Source organism: Microbacterium jejuense (genome assembly GCF_019511665.1).
Lineage (GTDB): Bacteria > Actinomycetota > Actinomycetes > Actinomycetales > Microbacteriaceae > Microbacterium > Microbacterium jejuense_A.
Window position 1 is genome coordinate 93,011 of the sequence record NZ_JAEUAW010000011.1, and the last position, 19,179, is coordinate 112,189.

A 19,179-nucleotide genomic window follows, 5' to 3' on the forward strand; every position below is an offset into this window, starting at 1 on the left:
GCCCGACGCCGTCCGCGTCGCAGGCGCTGTCGCGATCGAGGAGGATGCGATGACCGTCCGCTGCACGCTCGGTGTCGACATCGGCACGTCCAGCAGCAAGGGCGTGTTCGTCGACGAGAGCGGTCGCATCGTCGCGACCGCGGCCCGCGCGCACGACGTGTCGCGTCCGCGGCCCGGCCACGTCGAGATGGACGCGCGCCTGTGGTGGGACGAGTTCGTGTCGCTCGCCCGTGAGCTGCCCGAACGTGCGCGGGAGCAGGGGATCGACCCCGAGATCACCGCCGTGGGGGTGAGCGGCATGGGCCCCTGCGTCCTGCTGGCCGACGAGCAGGACGAGCCGGTGCGCCCGGCCATCCTCTACGGCGTCGACATGCGCTCGGGCACGCAGATCGCGCGTCTGACCGACGAGCTCGGCGCCGACGAGATCGTCCGCATCGGCGGCTCGACGCTCACGTCACAGGCTGCCGGCCCCAAGATCGTGTGGATCGCCGACGAGGAGCCCGAGGCCTACGCCCGCGCGCGGAGGCTCTTCATGCCCGCGTCGTGGCTCGTCCGCCGGCTCACCGGCGCCTATGTGCTCGACCACCAGTCCGCCAGTCAGTGCTCCCCCCTGTACGACGTCGAGGCCGAGGTCTGGCACGAGCCGTGGTGGCGTCGCTGCGCCCCCGGGATCGAGGCACCTCGCCTGGCGTGGGCGGGCGAGGTGGCGGGAACCGTGACGGATGCCGCGGCCGCGGCCACCGGCATCCCTTCCGGCACTCCCGTCATCACGGGGACCGTCGATGCGTGGACCGAGGCGGTGAGCGTCGGCGCGCACGAGGACGGCGACCTCATGCTCATGTACGGCACGACGATGTTCCTCATCGCGACCGGCACCGAGACCCTGCGCACGCCCTCGATGTGGACGACCGTCGGTGCGTTCCCCGGCACCCGCAACCTCGCCGGCGGGCTCGCGACGTCTGGCGCGCTGACCGCGTGGCTGAAGGGGATGACGGATGCCGACTACCCGGCGCTCCTCGCCGAGGCCGAGGTCTCGGGGCGCGGCGCGCGGGGGCTGGTGCTGCTGCCGTACTTCGCGGGCGAGCGCACGCCGATCCAGGACCCCGACGCGCGCGGAGTGATCGCCGGGCTCACCCTCGACCACACGCGGGGCGACCTGTACCGCGCCGCGCTGGAGGCCACGGCGCTCGGCGTGCGCCACAACGTCGAAACCATGCGCGCGGCGGGGGCCGACATCCGGCGCATCGTCGCCGTCGGCGGCGGCACGCAGGGCGACCTCTGGCTGCAGATCGTCTCGGACGCCACCGGTCTCGTGCAGGAGGTGCCGCGCACGACGATCGGCGCGAGCTACGGCGCGGCATTCCTGGCCGCGGCCGCGACGGCCGACGTGACGCCCCGCATCGCCGATTGGAATCCCGTCGCACTGACGGTGCACCCCGACCCGGACGCTCGCGCGTACTACGACGAGCTCTTCGACCGCTACCTGCGCCTGTACGACTCGACGAAGCAGCTCGTCCACGAGCTCGCCGCCGAGCAGCGTCAGGCGCTGCCTCAGGAGGCGATGGCATGACCGGCCGGACCGACCCGCGACGGCGGGCACGCGGCATCCCGCACACCGCCGAGCGAGCGGCGTTCCCACTGGGCGGCATCGGCACGGGGAACGTGTCGCTGGGCGCTCGCGGCGAGCTGCGCGACTGGGAGCTCGAGAACGCGCCCGACAAGGGGCGGATCAACCCGTACTCGTTCTTCGCGATCCATGCCGCGCCCCTGGGCGACGACGGCGCGGATGCCGGCGCCTCCGTCACCCGCGTGCTGGAGGCGCGCATCACGGGGCGCCGCGACATCGACGCGGGCTTCCTGTTCGAGTGGCAGGCGGGTCTTCCCCGGCTGCGGGGCGCGACCATGCACGGCGATTACCCCGTCGTCGACATCGACTTCGACGACGATGTGCTGCCGGTCGACGTGTCGCTGCGGGCGTTCACGCCGCTCGTGCCGCTCGACGCCGATGCGTCCGGCATCCCCGCCGCCGTGCTGCGGTACCGCGTCACCAACCCTGCCGACCGCCGCGTGCGCGTCACCGTGGCAGGCAGCGTCAGCCACACCGCGGGCCGCGGCGACGGGCCGTTCGGCATGCGCGCGCCGCAGACGGTGCGCTGGCGCGACGAGGACGGCGTGCGCGGCCTCGACTTCGGCATCCGGCTGCCCGAGGACGACCCCGGCTACGGCACGCTGAGCCTCACCACCACCGACGAGTCCACCACTGCGAAGCCGCAATGGGTCACCGGGTTCTGGCCCGACGGCGCGCGCCTGTTCTGGAGCGACCTGTCGGACGATGGGATGCTGCAGCCCGAGCCCCGCCTGACGCTCGAGGACCGCCCGCGCGGACTGTTCGCCGACTCCGCCACGGCCGGGCCGATGAGCGAGGAGGAGCTGTTCGAGCGCCTGCCGCGCCTGCGCACCGGTTCGCTCGGGATCGTGCACGAGCTGGCACCGGGCGAGAGCCGCGACTTCGAGTTCGTGCTCGCGTGGAGCTTCCCGAACCGGGTCCGCTCGTGGCGCGGCAACATCGTCGCCGACGATCGCTCCGACCCGGGAATCGTGCGCAACCGGTACGCCGTGCTGTGGCCGGACGCGTGGGGTGCGGCATCCCATCTGCATCGCGAGCTGCCCGCGCTCGAGGCGACCACGCTCGCGTTCGTCGAGGCGCTCTACGGCGGCACGCTCGACCCTGTGATCGCCGACGCCGTCGGCGCGAACATCGCGGCGACGCGGTCGACCACGGCGTTCGTCGTCGAGACGCCGAACCCGGATCTCGGCGACGGACCGGTGCTCGCCGCGTGGGAGGGGTCGTTCTACCACGTCGGCTCGTGCGAGGGCACGTGCACGCACGTGTGGTCGTACGCGCAGACGATGGCGTGGCTGTTCCCGTCGCTGGAGCGCAGTGCGCGCCGCGTCGAGTTCCTGCTCGAGACCGACGACGCCGGTGCGCAGAAGTTCCGCAGCAACCGCGTGTTCGGCGGGGAGCCATGGTTCATGGGGCCCGCGGTCGACGGACAGCTCGGCACCTTCCTGCGCCTGCACCGCGAGTGGCGCTTCTCAGGAGACGACGCGTTCCTGCGCGAGTCGTGGCCCGCGGCCGTGCGCACGCTCGAGCACGCGATCCGGGAATGGGACCGCGACGGCGACAGCCTGCTCGACGGCGAGCTGCACAACACGTACGACATCGAGTTCCACGGCATCGACCCGCTCGCCAACGGCATGTTCGCCGCAGCGCTGCGCGCGGGCGCACGCATGGCCGCGCATCTCGGCGACACGGCCCGCGCGGCGGACTGGCTCGACCGGGCCGACCGGGTCGCTCTGGGCATGGACGACGTGCTGTGGAACGGCGAGTACTACCGGCAGGTGATCGACGACGTCGACGCCCACCGCTACCAGTACGGCGAGGGCGTGCTCTCGGACCAGCTGCTGGGCCAGTTCCACGCGTGGATCAACGGCCTCGGCGACCTGCTTCCGCGGGAGCGCCTGCGCAGCGCCCTCGGTGCGATCGTCACGCACAACTTCCGCACCGACCTGTCGGCGCACGAGAGCACGCAGCGCGTGTACGCCCTGAACGACGAGGGCGGGCTGCTTCTCGCCTCGTGGCCGCGCGGCGGACGACCCGCGATCCCGTTCGTCTACTCCGATGAGGTCTGGACGGGCATCGAGCATCAGGTGGCGGCATCCCTCGCCTACGCGGGTCTCGTCGACGACGCGCTCGCCGTCGAGCGCACGCTGCGCGCCCGCTACGACGGCGAGTACCGCAGCCCGTGGAACGAGATCGAGTGCGGCAACCATTACGCCCGCTCGCTCGCGTCGTGGGCGCTGCTGCTCGCCTTCAGCGGTGTGCAGTGGGATGCCCCGGCCCGCAGCCTCTCGTTCGACCCGGCTGCCGCCGGCCCGTTCCGCGGGCTGTTCACCGCCGGCGGCGCCTGGGGACGCGTGGAGGTCGACGGCGACGAGGTGACGCTCCGCGTCGACGGCGGAACGCTCACCCTGGATCGTCTCGAGCTGCGCGGTCGCCCCGTGCACGTCGACGGCGCCCACCCCCTCATCCTGACGGCCGGCGAGAGCGTCACCGCTCGCCCGTCCGCCGTCGCAGACCCCTCACCTCAGGAGACCACATGACCGGCTACGCCCTTCCCCCCGTCCGCGAGCACCAGGCCGTGCCGCCGAAGACCGCCTACCTGATCGCGTCAGGCGACCTGCGCGAGTCGGCGAACGCCGCGGGGTGGCCGACGCAGGTCGAGCTCGAAGCGGGCGTCACCGGCGTGCTGAACGACCTCGGCTGGCAGGTCATCCGCGCCAACGACGTCGACCCCGCGACCGGGCACGGCTTCATCTCGAGCCAGCGGATGGGCCTCGAGGTGTTCAAGAACATCCCGTCCGATGCGCCGCTCGTCGTCGCCGAAGCGGTGTGGCAGTACTCGCACCATGTGCTGGCGGGGCTGCGGACCCACCGGGGCCCGATCCTCACCGTCGCGAACTTCGCCGGCGACTGGCCGGGACTCGTCGGCCTGCTCGGCCTCAACGCGGGGCTCACCAAGATGGGCAGGGAGTACGCCTCCATCTGGTCGGTCGACTTCACCGACGACTGGTTCAAGGACGGCATCAAGGAGTGGACCGAGACCGGCACCATCACCCACGACGCGTCGCACGTGCGCCCGCTGCCCGAGCTCCCCGACACGCCCGAGGTCGCCCTCGGCCGCGCGCTCGGCGACCAGCTTCTGGCCGACAAGGCCATCATCGGCGTGTTCGACGAGGGCTGCATGGGCATGTACAACGCGATCTTCGACGACGAGCTGCTCAACCGCACCGGCATCTACAAGGAGCGGCTGTCGCAGTCGGCGCTGTACGCCGAGATGCTGAACGTGACGGATGCCGAGGCGGACGCCGCGCGCGACTGGCTGACCGACCGCGGCATGACGTTCCGCTTCGGCACCGACGAGGCCACCGAGCTCACCGAGGCTCAGGTGCGGTGGCAGCTGAAGATGTACATCGCCGCGCTGCGCATCGCCGACGATTTCGGGCTCGACGCCGTCGGCATCCAGTACCAGCAGGGCCTGAAGGATCTGGTGCCGGCATCCGATCTCGCCGAAGGCATGATCAACTCGACAGAGCGTCCTCCGGTGCTCTCGCGCGACGGCTCGCGCGAGCTGTTCGCCGGGCGCGCGTTCCCGCACTTCAACGAGGCCGACGAGGGTGTCGCCGTCGACGCGCTCGTCACCGACCGCGTGTGGACGGCCATGGGCCTCGTGCCCGACAACACCCTGCACGACGTCCGATGGGGCGAGGAGTACGACGGCGAGTTCGTGTGGGTGTACGAGATCTCGGGATCGGTGCCCGCCTCGCACCTCGGCGGCTGGGACAAGGCCGAGGGCTGGCGCCAGGGCCCGGTGTTCTTCCCCGCGGGCGGGTCGACGATCAACGGCGTCTCGAAGCCGGGCGAGGTCGTCCTGTCGCGCGTCTACATCGCCGACGGCGTGCTGCAGGCCGACATCTTCCGCGGAACGGTCGTCGAGCTTCCCGCCGAAGAGACGCAGCGCCGCAAGGACGCCACCAACCCCGAGTGGCCGATCGCGCACGTCGTGCTGCACGACGTCACGCGCGACCAGTTCATGGCGCGGCACAAGGCCAACCACGCCCAGGTCGTCTACGCACCCGATGCCGAGACCGCCGACAAGGCGCTCGTGGCGAAGGCCGCGATGCTCGACCGCATGGGCATCCGGGTGCACCTCATCGGCCGCGTCGACGCGCTGTGACGCGCCGCGAGGACGAAGGGATGCCGCACGACGTCGACGGCCGGGAATGGGCCGAGGCCGTCGTCGACGGGCGCTGGCTGCGGCCCGCGCCCGTCGACGGCCCGCGCGAGCCGCGGTGGGGCCACCCCGATGGGCTGCAGCTCGGACTGCCGCCGATCGGCGGTCCGCGCGGTCTGCTGCGCCTGTACACGCCGTACCTCGGCCAGCCTCGGGACCGGCTGCTGAACTTCATCGCGGTCGAGCCGATCCCGGCCGGCAGCACCGAGCGCGGCTACTCCGAGCTGGAGCGCAGCCGCCTCGACGACGTGCCCGGGCTGCGGCTGTGGTCCTCCGACGACCCCGACGGCGGCGGGCTGCGTGACCCCCGCGAACCGTCGCGCGGCGTCGTGGCGGTCGTCGACGGTGTCGAGACGCTGTCGGTCGACATCGTGGTCGAGCCGTTCGAGAACGGCGCCGACGTGTGGGTGCGGGCGATGTTCCGCGCCGACCGTCCGCACGAGATCTCGGTCGCCGCGTACCGGCGCGAGTCCTCGGTGGAGCTGAAGGCGTGCGTCCTGTCGGCAACGATGGGCAACTGGGCGCGCCTGCGCACGCTGCGGCTCGCAGACGGCGAGGTGCGCGCCGCGGACCTGTGGCCGGAGTACACCGGCGTGCACTTCGCCGAGCACGCACGCTTCGGGATCGACCGGCTGAGGCGCGATGAGACCGGTGCCGTCTCGGTGTCGGCGGTGCCCGATGAGGCGGAGCCGCATCTGGCCGCCCACGCCCCCGGCACCGCCGCGCACTGGAGCTACGTCGGTGTGCCTGCGGTGCAGACGTGGCGCGTCGAGGATCCCGACCCGGCCCTCGTCGCCCAGGTCAACGGGCGGTACACGTACTGGATGAGCCAGGCGCCCATCCCCGGTGGCATCGCGTTCGAGAACTTCGAGCTCGTCGAGCCGTTCCGGCAGGGGCGCGCATTCGCGTTCTCGGCAGAGCCGCTGTCGCACGAGTCCTGACCCGTCTGGGCGAGGTGAAAGCGCGGGTGAAAGCTGCGGGCTGCACGCCGATCCGTTGATAGAACCGAAGCAGCCGGGCTGCAGACCTCCCGCAGCACGGCCCTCCCTGGTGGCGGTCCCCAGTCGCCACCCACCGAGGCGCACCCGAGCCTCGGCACGGCCCCACCGGACCCCAGCCGGTGGGGCCATCCCCTGTCTGCGACGAGGTTGGACCCGAGCACCATGGGACCGGGTGAAAGACCGGGTGATAGACGTGAGAGTCTTCTCAGATTCCCGATAGGAACGTTTCAGGAAATGCGTCGATCTCGCCGCACGACCGGAGCGTCCAACAGGGGGGAAGCTTTGCACCGTCGTCTGTTCATGCCTGAAATCCCGGCGAGCCCGCACCCGTCCACGCGGTCGCGTGTCGGTCGGGCGCCGTTCCTCGCCGCCGTGATGACGGCAGTCACCGCCGTCGTCCTGTCGGTCGTCCCGGCTGTCGGGGCGCAAGCCGCCACCGTGTACGAGATCGACGCGGCCTGGGCCGACGGCACGCCGTCCACGGTCCGCAACGGCGACGTCGTCACCGGGGTCTGGCACGTCAATCTCAACGATGACGCGCCCGCACCCGACAATGACCCCGTCGACGACGTGACCGTGACGATCACGGCCGAGAACGGCCGCTTCCCGGCGGTGCCGAACCTCTGCCTGACGAGAGGCGTCGATCCCGTCTCGGCAGTGTCGGAGGACGGCCGGACGCTCACCTGCAACCTCGGCACGCGCCAGGAGGGCACCGCGGTGGTTCTGCAGGCGCCGATCGTCGTCGACGGCGGGACGGGCTCGCAGGTGAGTGCGGAGGGCGCCATCGGCGGACAGACGGCGTCGCTGTCGCCGATCGAGGTCGTCAACGTCTTCGGCATGGACATCCGCTGGAACGCGGGCACCTCGTCGATCGCGCAGGGCACCGGCTTCTTCGAGACCGACTTCGAATGGACGCTCGTCACCCAGGTGGGCAGCGACCCCGGACCGCAGACGGTCACGTACGATGTGTCGATCGTGTCGCCGCAGGGCGGCGCCGTGCAGATCGCGCCGCAGGCGTGCACGCCCTTCGACATCCCCCTGGCCGCGACCGGGCATCCGTGGTCCGGAGGCAGCCATCCTGCAGACCAGATGACGGGGTTCGTCGACAGCTGCACCATCGTTCCCACGGGTGTGCCCGGACAGTTCCGCCTCACCCTCTCCGGCATCGACTACGAGCCCGCCGACCCGCCGACCCGCGACTCGGCCGGCAATCGCCTCCCCGTCAGTGAGGTGGCGGTGGCGTCGGGGTCGATCTGGGTTCGCATCCTCACCACGCAGGCGGGTTCGGCGATGCTCACCTCGAACGCGCCGGTGTACACGTCGGTGGCCGGGGCGACCGCGCAGGACGACCCCGCCAACAACACCGAGTCCAAGTCGTGGACTCTCCTCGGCACCTACTCGTCCGGGTGGGGCCGCGGATACACGAACAGCGGTGGCACCACGTGGGACCTCACGTACCGGGTGTCGGCGGGCACCGAGGTCGGCCAGTACATGGACACCGGATGGCAGCGCTGGCCGGATCGCCCTGACACGCAGCCGGTCGGCATGTGCTCCGCCTTGGACACCAGGTACGTCACCTTCGACCGTGTCGAATGGGGGAACCCCGGCCCCGCGGGCGTCCAGGGCGCGACCATCGAGTACTACACGGGCTCCGCGCCGACGCTGAACCCGGACAGCCCGAGCTACGACCCCGATGCGTTCTTCTGCGGCGACGTCGGACCCGAGTGGAGCACGACCCTGCCCGCCGACCCGACGCAGGTCCGCGCCGTGCGCGTCATGATGAGCCAGGGTCAGGCTGAGGCGTACGCGAAGGCGGCCAGCATCACTCCGGTCGTGTACGTCGACATCAAGCCGGACACACCCGCCGGAACCCACGTGTGGAGCTTCATGCAGAGCATCCTCGACGACGCGAACGGCCTGCCCTACTGGACGGACGCCTCTGAGATCCTCGGTCCGATCTCGCCCACGCCCGGTTGGCGCTACCCGTACACCTACGGCTACCGCGACGTCCTGCGCGTGGTGAGCGCGACTCCCTGGGTCGTGAAGTCGGTCGATCGTGCGGTGGTCAGCCCCGGCGACCCCGCGACGTACACGCTGACCTACTCGGCCAACGGTGCGGGCGCCGTGCCGGCCACGGTCGACGGCTTCCAGCTTGTCGACACGCTCCCCGTCGGCGTCACCTACGTGGCGGGGACGGCGAGCCCCGAGCCCGTGGTCTCGACGAACGGCTCGGGTCAGCAGGTGCTGACGTGGACGCTCGACGGCGTGACCACCAACGCGGACCATGCCTTGACCTACCAGGCCGTCGCCGACGGCTCGGTCACTCCCGGCCAGGCGCTCACCAATGCGGTGTCGGCGTCTTACGGCGGCATCACGAAGTCGCACTCGGCACAGGTGACCGTCGCGACCGACGGCTACACCGAGATCGGCAAGGTCGCCGACTCGCCGTTCATCCCCAACGTCGACGGCGAAGGGACCGGCGAGGGCTCGTGGACGGTGACGCTGCGGTCGTTCGACCCGCTGCCGCAGGAGTTCACCGACACGATCGACATCCTCCCGTACGTGGGCGACGCGCGAGGCACCGACTTCGCCGGCTCGTACGAGCTGACGGGAGTGGATGCCGCACCCGGCGCGACCGTGTACTACACGACCGCCGACCCGGCGACGCTCTCGGACGACCCGGCCGACGCCTCCAACGGCGCGGCGGGCGACCCCGCGGGCAGCACCGCAGGGTGGTCGACGACGTTCGCCGCGGACGCCACGGCCGTGCGCGTCATCGGGCCGGAGCTCGCGGCGGGTGCGACCCAGCGGTTCACGGTCACGATCGCGACCGAGGGCGTCGAGGGCGGCGACACGCTCGTCAACCGGGCTCAGGCCCGTGCTGAGCACACCGCGCTGGTGATGCGCACGTCGGCGCCCATCACCGTCGCCAACTACTACTCCGCCTCGCTGAAGAAGTACGTGCAGGATGCCGACGGCACGTGGCGCGACGCGAACGACGTGACCGACTACCCGACGTACCGAGTGGGCGACGAGGTGCCGTACCGCATCGTGATCACGAACACGGGTCAGGGTACGCTGCGCGACCTGCGGATCACCGACGACCGCGTCCCGGAGGGGGCGTTCACGGTCGACGAGCTGGCGCCCGGCGACGATGAGGTGCACGAGTACACGATGACGGTCCAGGGCGGCGACGTGGTCAACACCGCCTGCGCCTCCGCCGCGATCCCCGACGATTCCGGCATCGCACCGACGATCAACTGCGACCCGGCCGGCATCGAGGTCGTGAACTACGCCGTCGCGAAGTCGTCCGACCCCGCGGCAGGCACGGTGCTGCACCCGGGCGACGAGGTGACGTACACCGTCACCGTGACGCAGGAGGGGACGGCTCCCGCGCCGGCGGAGTTCGCCGACGACCTCGCCGAGGTGCTGGACGACGCAGACCTGACGGCCGGGCCCACCGCGTCGATCGGCACGGCCGCCGTGGTCGACGGCGTGCTGTCGTGGAGCGGCACGGTACCCGTGGGCGGGGTCGCGACGATCACGTACACGGTGACGGTGAAGGATGCCGCAGCCCTCGCATCGGGCGGCAGCTACACGCTCGTGAACGGCGTGACCAGCCCGGGCTGCCCCGAGGCGGGCTGCCCGCCGGTGGAGCATCCGATCTCGGCCTTTGACGTCGTGAAGTCCTCCGACCCGGCGGACGGCGCGAACGTCGAGATCGGCGACACGATCGAGTACACGGTCACCGTGTCGCAGCGCGGCGAGGCGGCATACCAGGGCGCGACCTTCGTCGACGACCTGTCGGACGTTCTCGATGACGCCACGTGGAACTCCGACGAGGCGGCGGACGGCGGAACGGCATCGTTCGACCCCGCGACACAGCTGCTGTCATGGTCGGGTGGTCTCGCGGTCGGCGAGGTCGTGAGGATCACGTACTCGGTGACCGTGACCGGTGCCGGAGACACGCATCTGCACAACGTCGTGACCAGCGACGGCTGCGCGTCGCAGGCGGCGTGCGAGACCGAGCAGTACACGGCCACGTACACGACGGTGAAGTCGTCGGATCCGGCGTCGGGCTCGGACGTGCAGGTCGGCGACGTCATCACGTACACGGTGACCGTCACGCAGTCGGGCGAGGGTCGCGTGGTGGGGCAGTTCTTCACCGACGACCTGGCCGGCGTGCTCGACGACGCCGCCTACAACAACGATCTGTCGGCGGATGCCGGCACGGCGACGTTCGATCCGGCGACGGGGGCGATCTCGTGGTCGGGCGAGCTGGGCCCGGGTGACGTCGCCGAGGTGACGTACTCGGTGACGGTCACAGCCGCCGGCGACACCGAGATCGGCAACGTCGTGCAGTCTCCCGGCTGCGAGACCGCCGCCGGCTGCGAGACCACGCACCAGACCGGTCGGTACGCGGTCGTGAAGTCCAGCGACCCGGCCTCGAGATCCGACGTGCAGATCGGCGACACGGTGGCATACACCATCACGGTGTCGCAGATCGGCGAGGCGCCCGTGACCGACGCGTCGTTCACCGACGACCTGTCGGACGTGCTGGATGACGCCGAGTGGAGCAACGACCTCGAATCCACCGCCGGCATGGTCGGCTTCTTGACACCCACCGTGTCGTGGTCGGGCGACCTGGCCGTCGGGCAGGTGGTGACCGTCACGTACTCCGTCGTGGTCACCGGCCACGGCGACAAGACCCTCACCAACGTGGTGACGAGCGCCGGCTGCTCGGACGAGGCGACGTGCACGACGACGCACCAGACCGGCGCGTACACCGTGTCGAAGTCGTCCGATCCGGCTCCGGGCAGCGACGTCGCCGTCGGCGACGCGATCACCTACACCGTCACGGTCGCGCAGATCGGCCCGGGCGCAGTCGACGGCGCATCGTTCACCGACGACCTGTCGGCGGTGCTGGACGACGCGACGTGGAACGGCGCGGTGACCGCGTCGGCCGGAGAGGCCTCCTTCGACGCCGATGCGGCCACGCTCACCTGGGCGGGCGATCTGCCGGCGGGCGCGGTGGTCACGGTGACGTACACCGTGACCGTCACCGGCGACGGCGACATGACCCTCACCAACGTGGTGGTGCCCGGCGAGAACGGCGAGTGCGTGCCCGCTGCCGACGGCAACCCCGAGTGCACGACCACGCACCAGACCGGCCGGTTCGAGTATTCGAAGATGGCAGACCCGATTCACAACAGCGATGTTCAGGCCGGTGATGTTGTCACCTACACGGTCGTGGTCCGCCAGGTGGGTCCGGCCGGGGTCGCGGCATCCCTCACCGACGATCTGTCGGACGTGCTGGATGACGCGGACTACAACGGGGACGTGACCGCGTCCGCGGGGGAGGCGGGTGTCGACGGCACCTCGCTGACCTGGGCGGGCACGCTCGGAGTCGAGGAATCGGTCACCATCACCTACTCGGTGACGGTGACCGGGGCCGGCAACACCACGCTCGCGAACGTGGTCACGTCACCGTCGCCGGCAGGGGAGTGCGTCGCCGCGGCGGGCGGCACCGAGGGATGCCGCACGGTCCACAAGACCGGAGGGTACGTCTTCGCCAAGACCGCCGACCCGGTCACGGGCAGCACCGTGCACAGCGGCGACATCGTGACCTACACGGTCACCGTCACCCAGCGCGGTGAGGGGGCCGTCACCGGCGCGACGGTGTCGGACGACCTGTCGGGGGTCCTGGACGACGCATCGTTCAACGACGACGCGGCGGCCACGGCCGGAAGCGTGACGCGCGACGGCGACACGCTCGAGTGGTCCGGCGACCTCGCGGTCGGACAGACGGCCACCATCACGTACTCCGTGACAGTGACGGCCGCGGGACCTGCTCAGCTGCGGAACGTGGTGACCAGCAGTGACGAGCGGGCCATCTGCGACCCCGCGGGCACCTGCACGACCGAGCACGACGTGCCCGCACCGCCACCCCCGGCGCTCGCGATCACGGGCGGCACGATCAGCTGGGCCGCCGGCATCCTCTCTGCACTCCTTCTGCTGGTCGGCACCGCAGTGCTGGTGCTGCGCCGGCGCCGGGAACCGACGGCGCGGTGACGTCGTGACCTGATGGATGCATCGCTGCCGCGCTCCGCCCCACCCAGGCGGGGCGCGGCAGCGCGTCGCGCCTAGCGACTGCAGCGCGACAGCGCAAGCGGGGTTCGCGTCGGGAGGGCGCGGACGTACCGTGACCCCGAACCGACAGAAGACTGGGGCCAGAAGAAGGATTGAATTCGACGTGTGGCTACTGCAGCGGCTTGATGTCGGTGCGCCCCGTGTGCCCTCCGACGTCATCTCACGGCCGCGACTGCTCGAGCTCCTGGATGCGGGCGCGCCCCTGACCGTGGTGCGCGGCGCGTGCGGCGCCGGCAAGACTGTGGTGCTGCGCGAGTGGGTGCAGCACACCGACCAGAACGTGCTGTGGATCACCGCTGACCCGGCAGCGGCCGACAGCGCGGGACTCGCGCGGACGATCGCGCGCCGGCTGCATCGGATGCCGAGCGATCGAGCGCCGGAGGACCGTGGCCCCGAGCACCCGATGGCGGACACGGGCGAGGGATGGCGCGCGCTTCGCGACGCCCTGGCCGAGGCGGCGGCGCCGCTCACCATCGTGGTGGACGACGCGGCCACGCTGCACCGCGACGCGCTCGTCGAGCTCTGTGAAGCCGTGGCCGCCGTCGCCAGCCTGCGGGTGATCGCGGCCGCCAACAGGCGCACGGTGCTCGACGGCGACGGCGTCGCGCTGCTGGTCGACAGGTCGGTCATCGCCCCGATGCAGCTGATGTTCGACGAGGACGAGATCCGTCGGGCGCTCGACGTCGACGCCCATGCCGCGCACGAGATCCTCGCCGTCACCAACGGCTTCCCGGCGATCATCCACGCCCTGTCGCGGCGCGCGGTCCGCGGCGACGAGGACGCCATGCTCCGGTCGGCGGTCGAAGCCGTGGAGGAGTACATGCGGATCCGCGTGAACCGATCGGGCTACGACCCGGCCCTCATCTCGGCGCTCGTGCGCATCAGCGCGGCCGACGCGGTGGATGCGGCTCTCGCGCGCGAGCTGAGCGGCGACGCCCGGGCCGTGCACTATCTCGACGACGCCGAGACCTACGGATTCGGCGCGTGGGCGGGCGAGGGCTCCGAGCGGATCTTCGCCTTCGCACCGTTCGCCCTCCTGCTGCTGCGGCGCGAGCTGGAGCGCCGCTTCCCGCGGGATGCGCCGGCGCTGCGGCGCGCGGTCGTGGACTGGTCGCTGCGCTCGGGGCGTCCCGTCGACGCGCTGCGCATCGCCGTCGACGTGGACGACCTCGTGCTCGCGCGTCACGTGGTGACGGCGTCGTGGTTCCAGCTGCTCGAGCACGGCAGGGAGATCCGGCGGATCCTGGGCGGACTGCCGCTCTCGCGTCTGCGCGACGAGCCGCTGCTCGTCATGATCCTCGCGGTCTGCTACAACGCCGTGCGTGCGCGACGGGTGCGCGGCCTGCAGCTGTTCCGTGTCGCCATCTCGGCGGCGAACGCTCCACGCACCGACGTGTCGACCTCGGACCGCCTGTTCATCTGGGTGGCCGAGAGCGTGGCGCTGCGGATGCTGGGACTGCACGAGCGGGCGGCCGGGGTCGCCGTCCGGGCTCTGCGCGTGCTCGCCGACACCCCCGAGGACGAGAAGGAGCCGTACGCGTCACAGGTGCCGCTGCTGTGCGCGCAGCTCGGGATCTCGCTGTACTACGGCGGCAATGTCCGGCAGGCCATCGAGTGCTTCGGCTACGGCGCGGCGGTGGCGGCGGCCGGCGAGCTAGAGCACGCCATCAGCAACCTGTCGATGCTGAGCGGCATCCATGCCCTCAACGGCGACCTCCCGGAGGCACGGCACTACGCGCAGCTCATCCGCGAAGGCGAGTGGGGCGCACGCTACCTCGACGGCTACCAGGGCACGTTCTACCGCGTCGCCGAGGCCATCATCGCGGTCGAGGAGTCGGACGGCGAGCGTGCCGCCGAGCACGCGGCCGCGTTCGCTCCTCACCACGCCACCAGCGAGCACTGGATCGCGATGGCGACCGTCGAGGCCCTCGTCGCCGTGCGTCGCGGGCAGGCCGCCCTCGGAGCGGCCCGACTCGAATCGCTTGTGGCGCTGCGCGGACGCGAGGGTCACAGCGCCGGCGCACGGCGAGGCCTCGCCCGTGCGCGGGTCCTCCTCGAGCTGGCGCAGGGTCGCGTCGCCGAGGCGAAGTCCGTGCTGCACCGCGACGGGCACGAGGACCGCTTCGAGACGATCGTGGATCGCGCGCGCGTCGCCCTCGTCGACGGGCGCCCGCGCGACACGCTGCGCATCCTCAGCCAGTCGCGCGTGCGGCCGACGACCTCCCGCCTCGGCGCCTCCGCCAGCGCGCTGCGACTGGCCGCGCTGTTGCGCACGGGAGGCGCGGCCGCGGCGGGCGGCGAGGTGCACAGCCTCGCGGCCCAGCTGTGCGACCGCGGGATGAGGTTCCCGCTGGCGACCCTTCCGCCTGCCGACTCGCGCGCTGTGCAGGACGTTCTCCGGGATGCCGCACCTTGCCACATCCCGGCCGTCGAGTCGGTCCTGCCCGAGACCGCCGGCAGGCCGGAGCTCACCGAGCGCGAGCTCGTCGTCCTGCGCGCCCTGGCCAGCGACCAGCCCCTCACAGCGATCGCGGCCTCCCTCGGAGTCTCGCCGAACACGGTGAAGACGCAGGTCAGGAGCATCTACCGCAAGCTGGGCGCGGCCGGGCGCGAAGAGGCCATCGGCCTGGCGGCCGTCCACCACCTGCTTGCGGACGACCGGCCGCACTGACCCGCCGCAACTCCCGAGCGCCGGTCTGAACGCCCGCGTGGATGCCGCACCGCCGGTGATCGGCCGGGGTGAGGCATCCACTCGTCACATCCGTTGCGCGTGCCGCGTGCGCCGGATCGTCAGGAACGCGCCGAGTGCGATCGCGGTCAGCGCCCCGAGCGGCACGAGCGGCGACACCGCGCCCCCACCGGTCGCGGGAAGCGGTGTCGGGGGCTGCGGCGCGTCGGCGACGTTGGTCAGCGTGAGCTCAGCCGTCAGCGGCGTGCTCGTCTCGGACATCGGCAGGGTCACCCGCCCACGCGTGTCGGGCGTCAGCGTCTCGCCGCCGACCGACCACGTCGGCGTGCCCCAGTCGATGCCGTCGACCGGAGCGGGTGCGACCTCCTGCGCCTCGATGATGGTGCTCACCGGGTAGTACGACGAGTACAGCGTCACGTTCGGCTCGAGTTCGACCCGCGTCTGCTGTTCGCCGTCGATCCACCAGTCCACCGGGAAGGTGGTGCCTTCCGGCACGCTGGCGGCCCCGTCGCCGGCGACGACCTTCGTGACGGCCCAGCGTGTCAGAGCGACGACGGAGTTCGTCACTTCGAGCACGGGCGTCGCGCCGAGGCCGACAACGACAGAGCTTCCCGGGGTCCAGGTCGTACCGCTCCACGTGTACCCGGGCGGGAGCAGCGAGGCGTCGGGGGTCTCTTCGACGAGGTGCACCGTCGTGCCGATCGGGAAGGTGATCGTCGCGCCGGACTCGTCGACGGGGCCCGCAGGCGTGCCGTCGGCGGGGATGGTGAACCGCCCGGCGGTGACTGTCAGGTCGGGCTCGTGCGCGACGTAGTCGATCGTGAACGAGTCCGTCAGCAGCTCGTCCGGGTCGATGCCCGCGAGATCCTTCCGCACGAGGAACGTGCCCGTCAGCAGCGAGACGTCGTTCGTCAGTGTGGCGTGCACGACAGCCTGGTCGTCCTCGCCGATCACGAGCTGCGCGGCGGAGAACCGCGCGCCGAGCCAGGTCAGGCTCCGGATCGCGGGCGGCGCGAGCTCGGCGTAGGTGATGACCGTGCCGTAGGGGAAGAGCATCGGCTCGCCGGACCCGTCGACCGGCCCGACGGCGGTCCCATCGCCCGGGAGGCGCAGCGTGCCCGTGCGTACTTCGCCGGTCGGCAGGGTCGCGGTCCAGGCGACCGTGAACTCGAGTCCGGGCGGCACCTGGTCGGCGGGCACGCCCTCGAACGCCTTCGAGAGCGTGAACGTGCCTTCGCGCAGTGCGTTGGTGACCTGGATGGAGATGTCGCCCGCCTCGGGCAACGGGATGTCGACGATCGCGGAGTCGAGTGGGCCGGCGCCCTCGAAGTTCTCGGGCCGGTACGTGGTCGTGACTCCGTCGACCGTGACGTCGATCACGGGCAGCTCCCACGCCGCGGGATCGACGGGGTCGCCATTCAGGGTCGGCACGAGCTCGGCGAGCTCGAGCGTGTCGGCTCCGGCTTCGACGTCGGCGATGGGCTGCGGATCTCCGAGCGGGAGGCCCATCGTGGTGCGGGTGCCGGGCGGGTCGGTGTTGTAGCTCACCGCGTAGCCGTAGGCGGGGTCGGCGGCATCCCCCGTCGCCGACTTCACGATCGTGATGGTGCGCTCGGCGTCGACGGGGGTGACCGCGTTGGTCAGCTCGACGGCCACCGTGCCGTCGTCGCCGATGACGAACGTGCGACCGGGGTCCCAGCCGACACCGGACCACTCGTAGCCGTCGGGCGGAGTGACGCCGGACAGGTCCTCGGTGAGGACGATGCGCGTGCCCACGGGAAACGGGATGCCGACGTCCACCACCGTGCCGTCGAGCGGGACGTTCAGCGTGCCTTCGTCGATCTGGGTGATGCCGTCCCACGCTGTCCACTGCACGGGGACGGTCGCCCCCGCCGGAACGTCGACCGGGTCGCCGCCGAGGAAGTCGATGGACTTCCTGACGCTGAACGTGCCGGTGAGCTGCGTCGCGGTGTTCGAGACGACGACATCCGCCGTGCCTTCGCCGATGGTGAGCGGATTCGGCGTGATCGTCGCGTCGCCCCACTCCCATCCGGGCACGCTCTCGGGCTCGATCTCTTCGAACGTGATGACCGTGCCGACCGGGAACAGCTCGCCCGCGTCGAGGGGGCTGCCGTCGGCGGGCACCTCCAGGCTGCCGACCGACACCTCGCCGTCGGGGTCGACGGCGCGGTAGTTGACGGTGAACGTCGTGCCCTCGGGCAGGTCCGCCTCCTCGATGCCCGACAGCTGCTTGCGCACCGTAAAGGTGCCGTTGACGGCGTTGCACGGGATGTCGCCCGCGAACAGATACGAGTGCACCTCGCCGCCCCTGATCGTGACGTCGCGGCCGATCACCTGTCCGTCCAGCGGTGCCGCCGTCACCGTGACGGACGCGTCGGGGGCGTAGATCGAGCCGTCCATGCGGGTCTGGCCGGCGGTGACCTCCACGTCGCCTGTGAGCTGCGACAGGTCCCACACGACGTACGGGGCGTACTGCCCCTGCGGGTCGATGCGCGCGCCCGTCACCGTTGTCGTGCCCGAGGGCACGCGGATCACCAGCGGATTGGCGGTGCCCGGTGTCGGGCTGCCGGGCGAGAACTGGATGAGCGTGGCGCCGCCGAGCAGCGAGTAGTCCAGCACATTGGGCTGGTCGGCGCTCAGGGGCCCGAGGACGACGCGGTCCCCCGCATCCTCCGCGACGGCGACCTCGTACCCGATGCCGCCGACGGGGTCGGCGATGTCGGCGAAGCAGGCCGCCGCGTCGTCCCACGACGCCTGCCGATTCGCCTCGACGTAGTCGGCGACCGCGGTGCTCGACGTGTCCGCCGTGTAGATGCTGCCGCCGCCGGTCGCGCCGGACGGCGGCGCGGCGCTCTCGGGGTACTGCTGGTGCACTGCGTCGATGAGCGGCGTCTGGTCGGGGTTCGAGGGGTTCTCGTTCAGGCGGATCCAGTCCGACCGCGCGAACGGCTGCCAGGGCCCGTCGCGCTGCACCATCTTCAGGTCGCCCCACAGCGCCGGATCCGCCGTTCCCGCGCTCGTGATCGCGAGGATGCCCGTGCTGTCGGTGCTGTACTCCCCGACGAGGAAGCGGGTCGGATCACCGTCGACGGTGGGCAGGTCGTAGTTCCCGGTGCCGGCTGACACATGGATGATCGAGTACGTGCCGCTGCTGCCCTGCACCGTCGCCGTCCCGCCCACGGCGATGCTGCCCTCTGTCTCTTGATTCTGCAGGAGGGCGTCCTCGCGGGCGTACACCGTGAAGCCGCCCGCGATGGCGAACGGGTTCACCGAGTCCGGATATGCGGCGGAGGCCGGAAGCGCGGTCACGGCGACCGCTCCCGTCGCGGCTAGGGCGGTCGAGAGCGCTGCGGCCAGGAATCGACGGAGGCGGGGACGATCAGTCGTGCTCACAGGATGCTCCTCTTGCACACCCTGGTCTCCCCCGGGGCAGTGCGACGCAGTCGGGCGCTGTCGTGGCCAG

The 19,179-nt window shown here is 71.4% G+C and carries 7 protein-coding genes; 6 read left to right on the forward strand and 1 reads right to left on the reverse strand.

What is annotated here, in order from left to right; translation table 11 throughout:
- The first annotated feature begins 49 nt into the window (after window positions 1–49).
- From JNB62_RS14250 to JNB62_RS14275, 6 genes are all read left to right on the forward strand, one after another.
- The gene (locus JNB62_RS14250; protein WP_220301555.1) at window positions 50–1,570 is read left to right on the forward strand and encodes an FGGY-family carbohydrate kinase; all 1,521 of its coding nucleotides are present in this window, start codon (window positions 50–52) and stop codon (window positions 1,568–1,570) included.
- Window positions 1,567–4,164: a GH116 family glycosyl-hydrolase gene (locus JNB62_RS14255; protein WP_220301556.1), complete on the forward strand. Its 2,598-nt coding sequence runs from the start codon at window positions 1,567–1,569 to the stop codon at window positions 4,162–4,164. The genes JNB62_RS14250 and JNB62_RS14255 overlap by 4 nt, the downstream gene beginning before the upstream one ends.
- Window positions 4,161–5,798, forward strand: coding sequence for a fucose isomerase (locus JNB62_RS14260; RefSeq protein WP_220301557.1), 1,638 nt, complete (start codon window positions 4,161–4,163; stop codon window positions 5,796–5,798). The genes JNB62_RS14255 and JNB62_RS14260 overlap by 4 nt, the downstream gene beginning before the upstream one ends.
- A gap of 20 nt (window positions 5,799–5,818) precedes the next feature.
- Complete coding sequence (locus JNB62_RS14265; protein ID WP_220301558.1) at window positions 5,819–6,796, forward strand: hypothetical protein; 978 nt, start codon at window positions 5,819–5,821, stop codon at window positions 6,794–6,796.
- A 360-nt stretch (window positions 6,797–7,156) separates the two neighbouring features.
- Window positions 7,157–12,928: a DUF7927 domain-containing protein gene (locus JNB62_RS14270; RefSeq protein ID WP_220301559.1), complete on the forward strand. Its 5,772-nt coding sequence runs from the start codon at window positions 7,157–7,159 to the stop codon at window positions 12,926–12,928.
- Between the two features lie 220 nt (window positions 12,929–13,148).
- Window positions 13,149–15,677 carry a LuxR C-terminal-related transcriptional regulator gene (locus tag JNB62_RS14275; protein WP_220301560.1) on the forward strand — a complete coding sequence of 843 codons (2,529 nt, stop codon included), beginning with the start codon at window positions 13,149–13,151 and terminating at the stop codon, window positions 15,675–15,677.
- Between the two features lie 84 nt (window positions 15,678–15,761).
- Here the strand turns inward: JNB62_RS14275 and JNB62_RS14280 are convergent, their stop codons facing one another.
- Complete coding sequence (locus JNB62_RS14280) at window positions 15,762–19,109, reverse strand: DUF5979 domain-containing protein (RefSeq protein ID WP_220301561.1); 3,348 nt, start codon at window positions 19,107–19,109, stop codon at window positions 15,762–15,764.
- Window positions 19,110–19,179 lie beyond the last annotated feature (70 nt).

Coding starts and splice junctions, on each gene's coding strand:
- JNB62_RS14250 (WP_220301555.1), top strand. CDS start 50: ATGACCGTCCGCTGCACGCTCGGTGTCGACATCGGCACGTCCAGCAGC.
- JNB62_RS14255 (WP_220301556.1), top strand. CDS start 1,567: ATGACCGGCCGGACCGACCCGCGACGGCGGGCACGCGGCATCCCGCAC.
- JNB62_RS14260 (WP_220301557.1), top strand. CDS start 4,161: ATGACCGGCTACGCCCTTCCCCCCGTCCGCGAGCACCAGGCCGTGCCG.
- JNB62_RS14265 (WP_220301558.1), top strand. CDS start 5,819: ATGCCGCACGACGTCGACGGCCGGGAATGGGCCGAGGCCGTCGTCGAC.
- JNB62_RS14270 (WP_220301559.1), top strand. CDS start 7,157: ATGCCTGAAATCCCGGCGAGCCCGCACCCGTCCACGCGGTCGCGTGTC.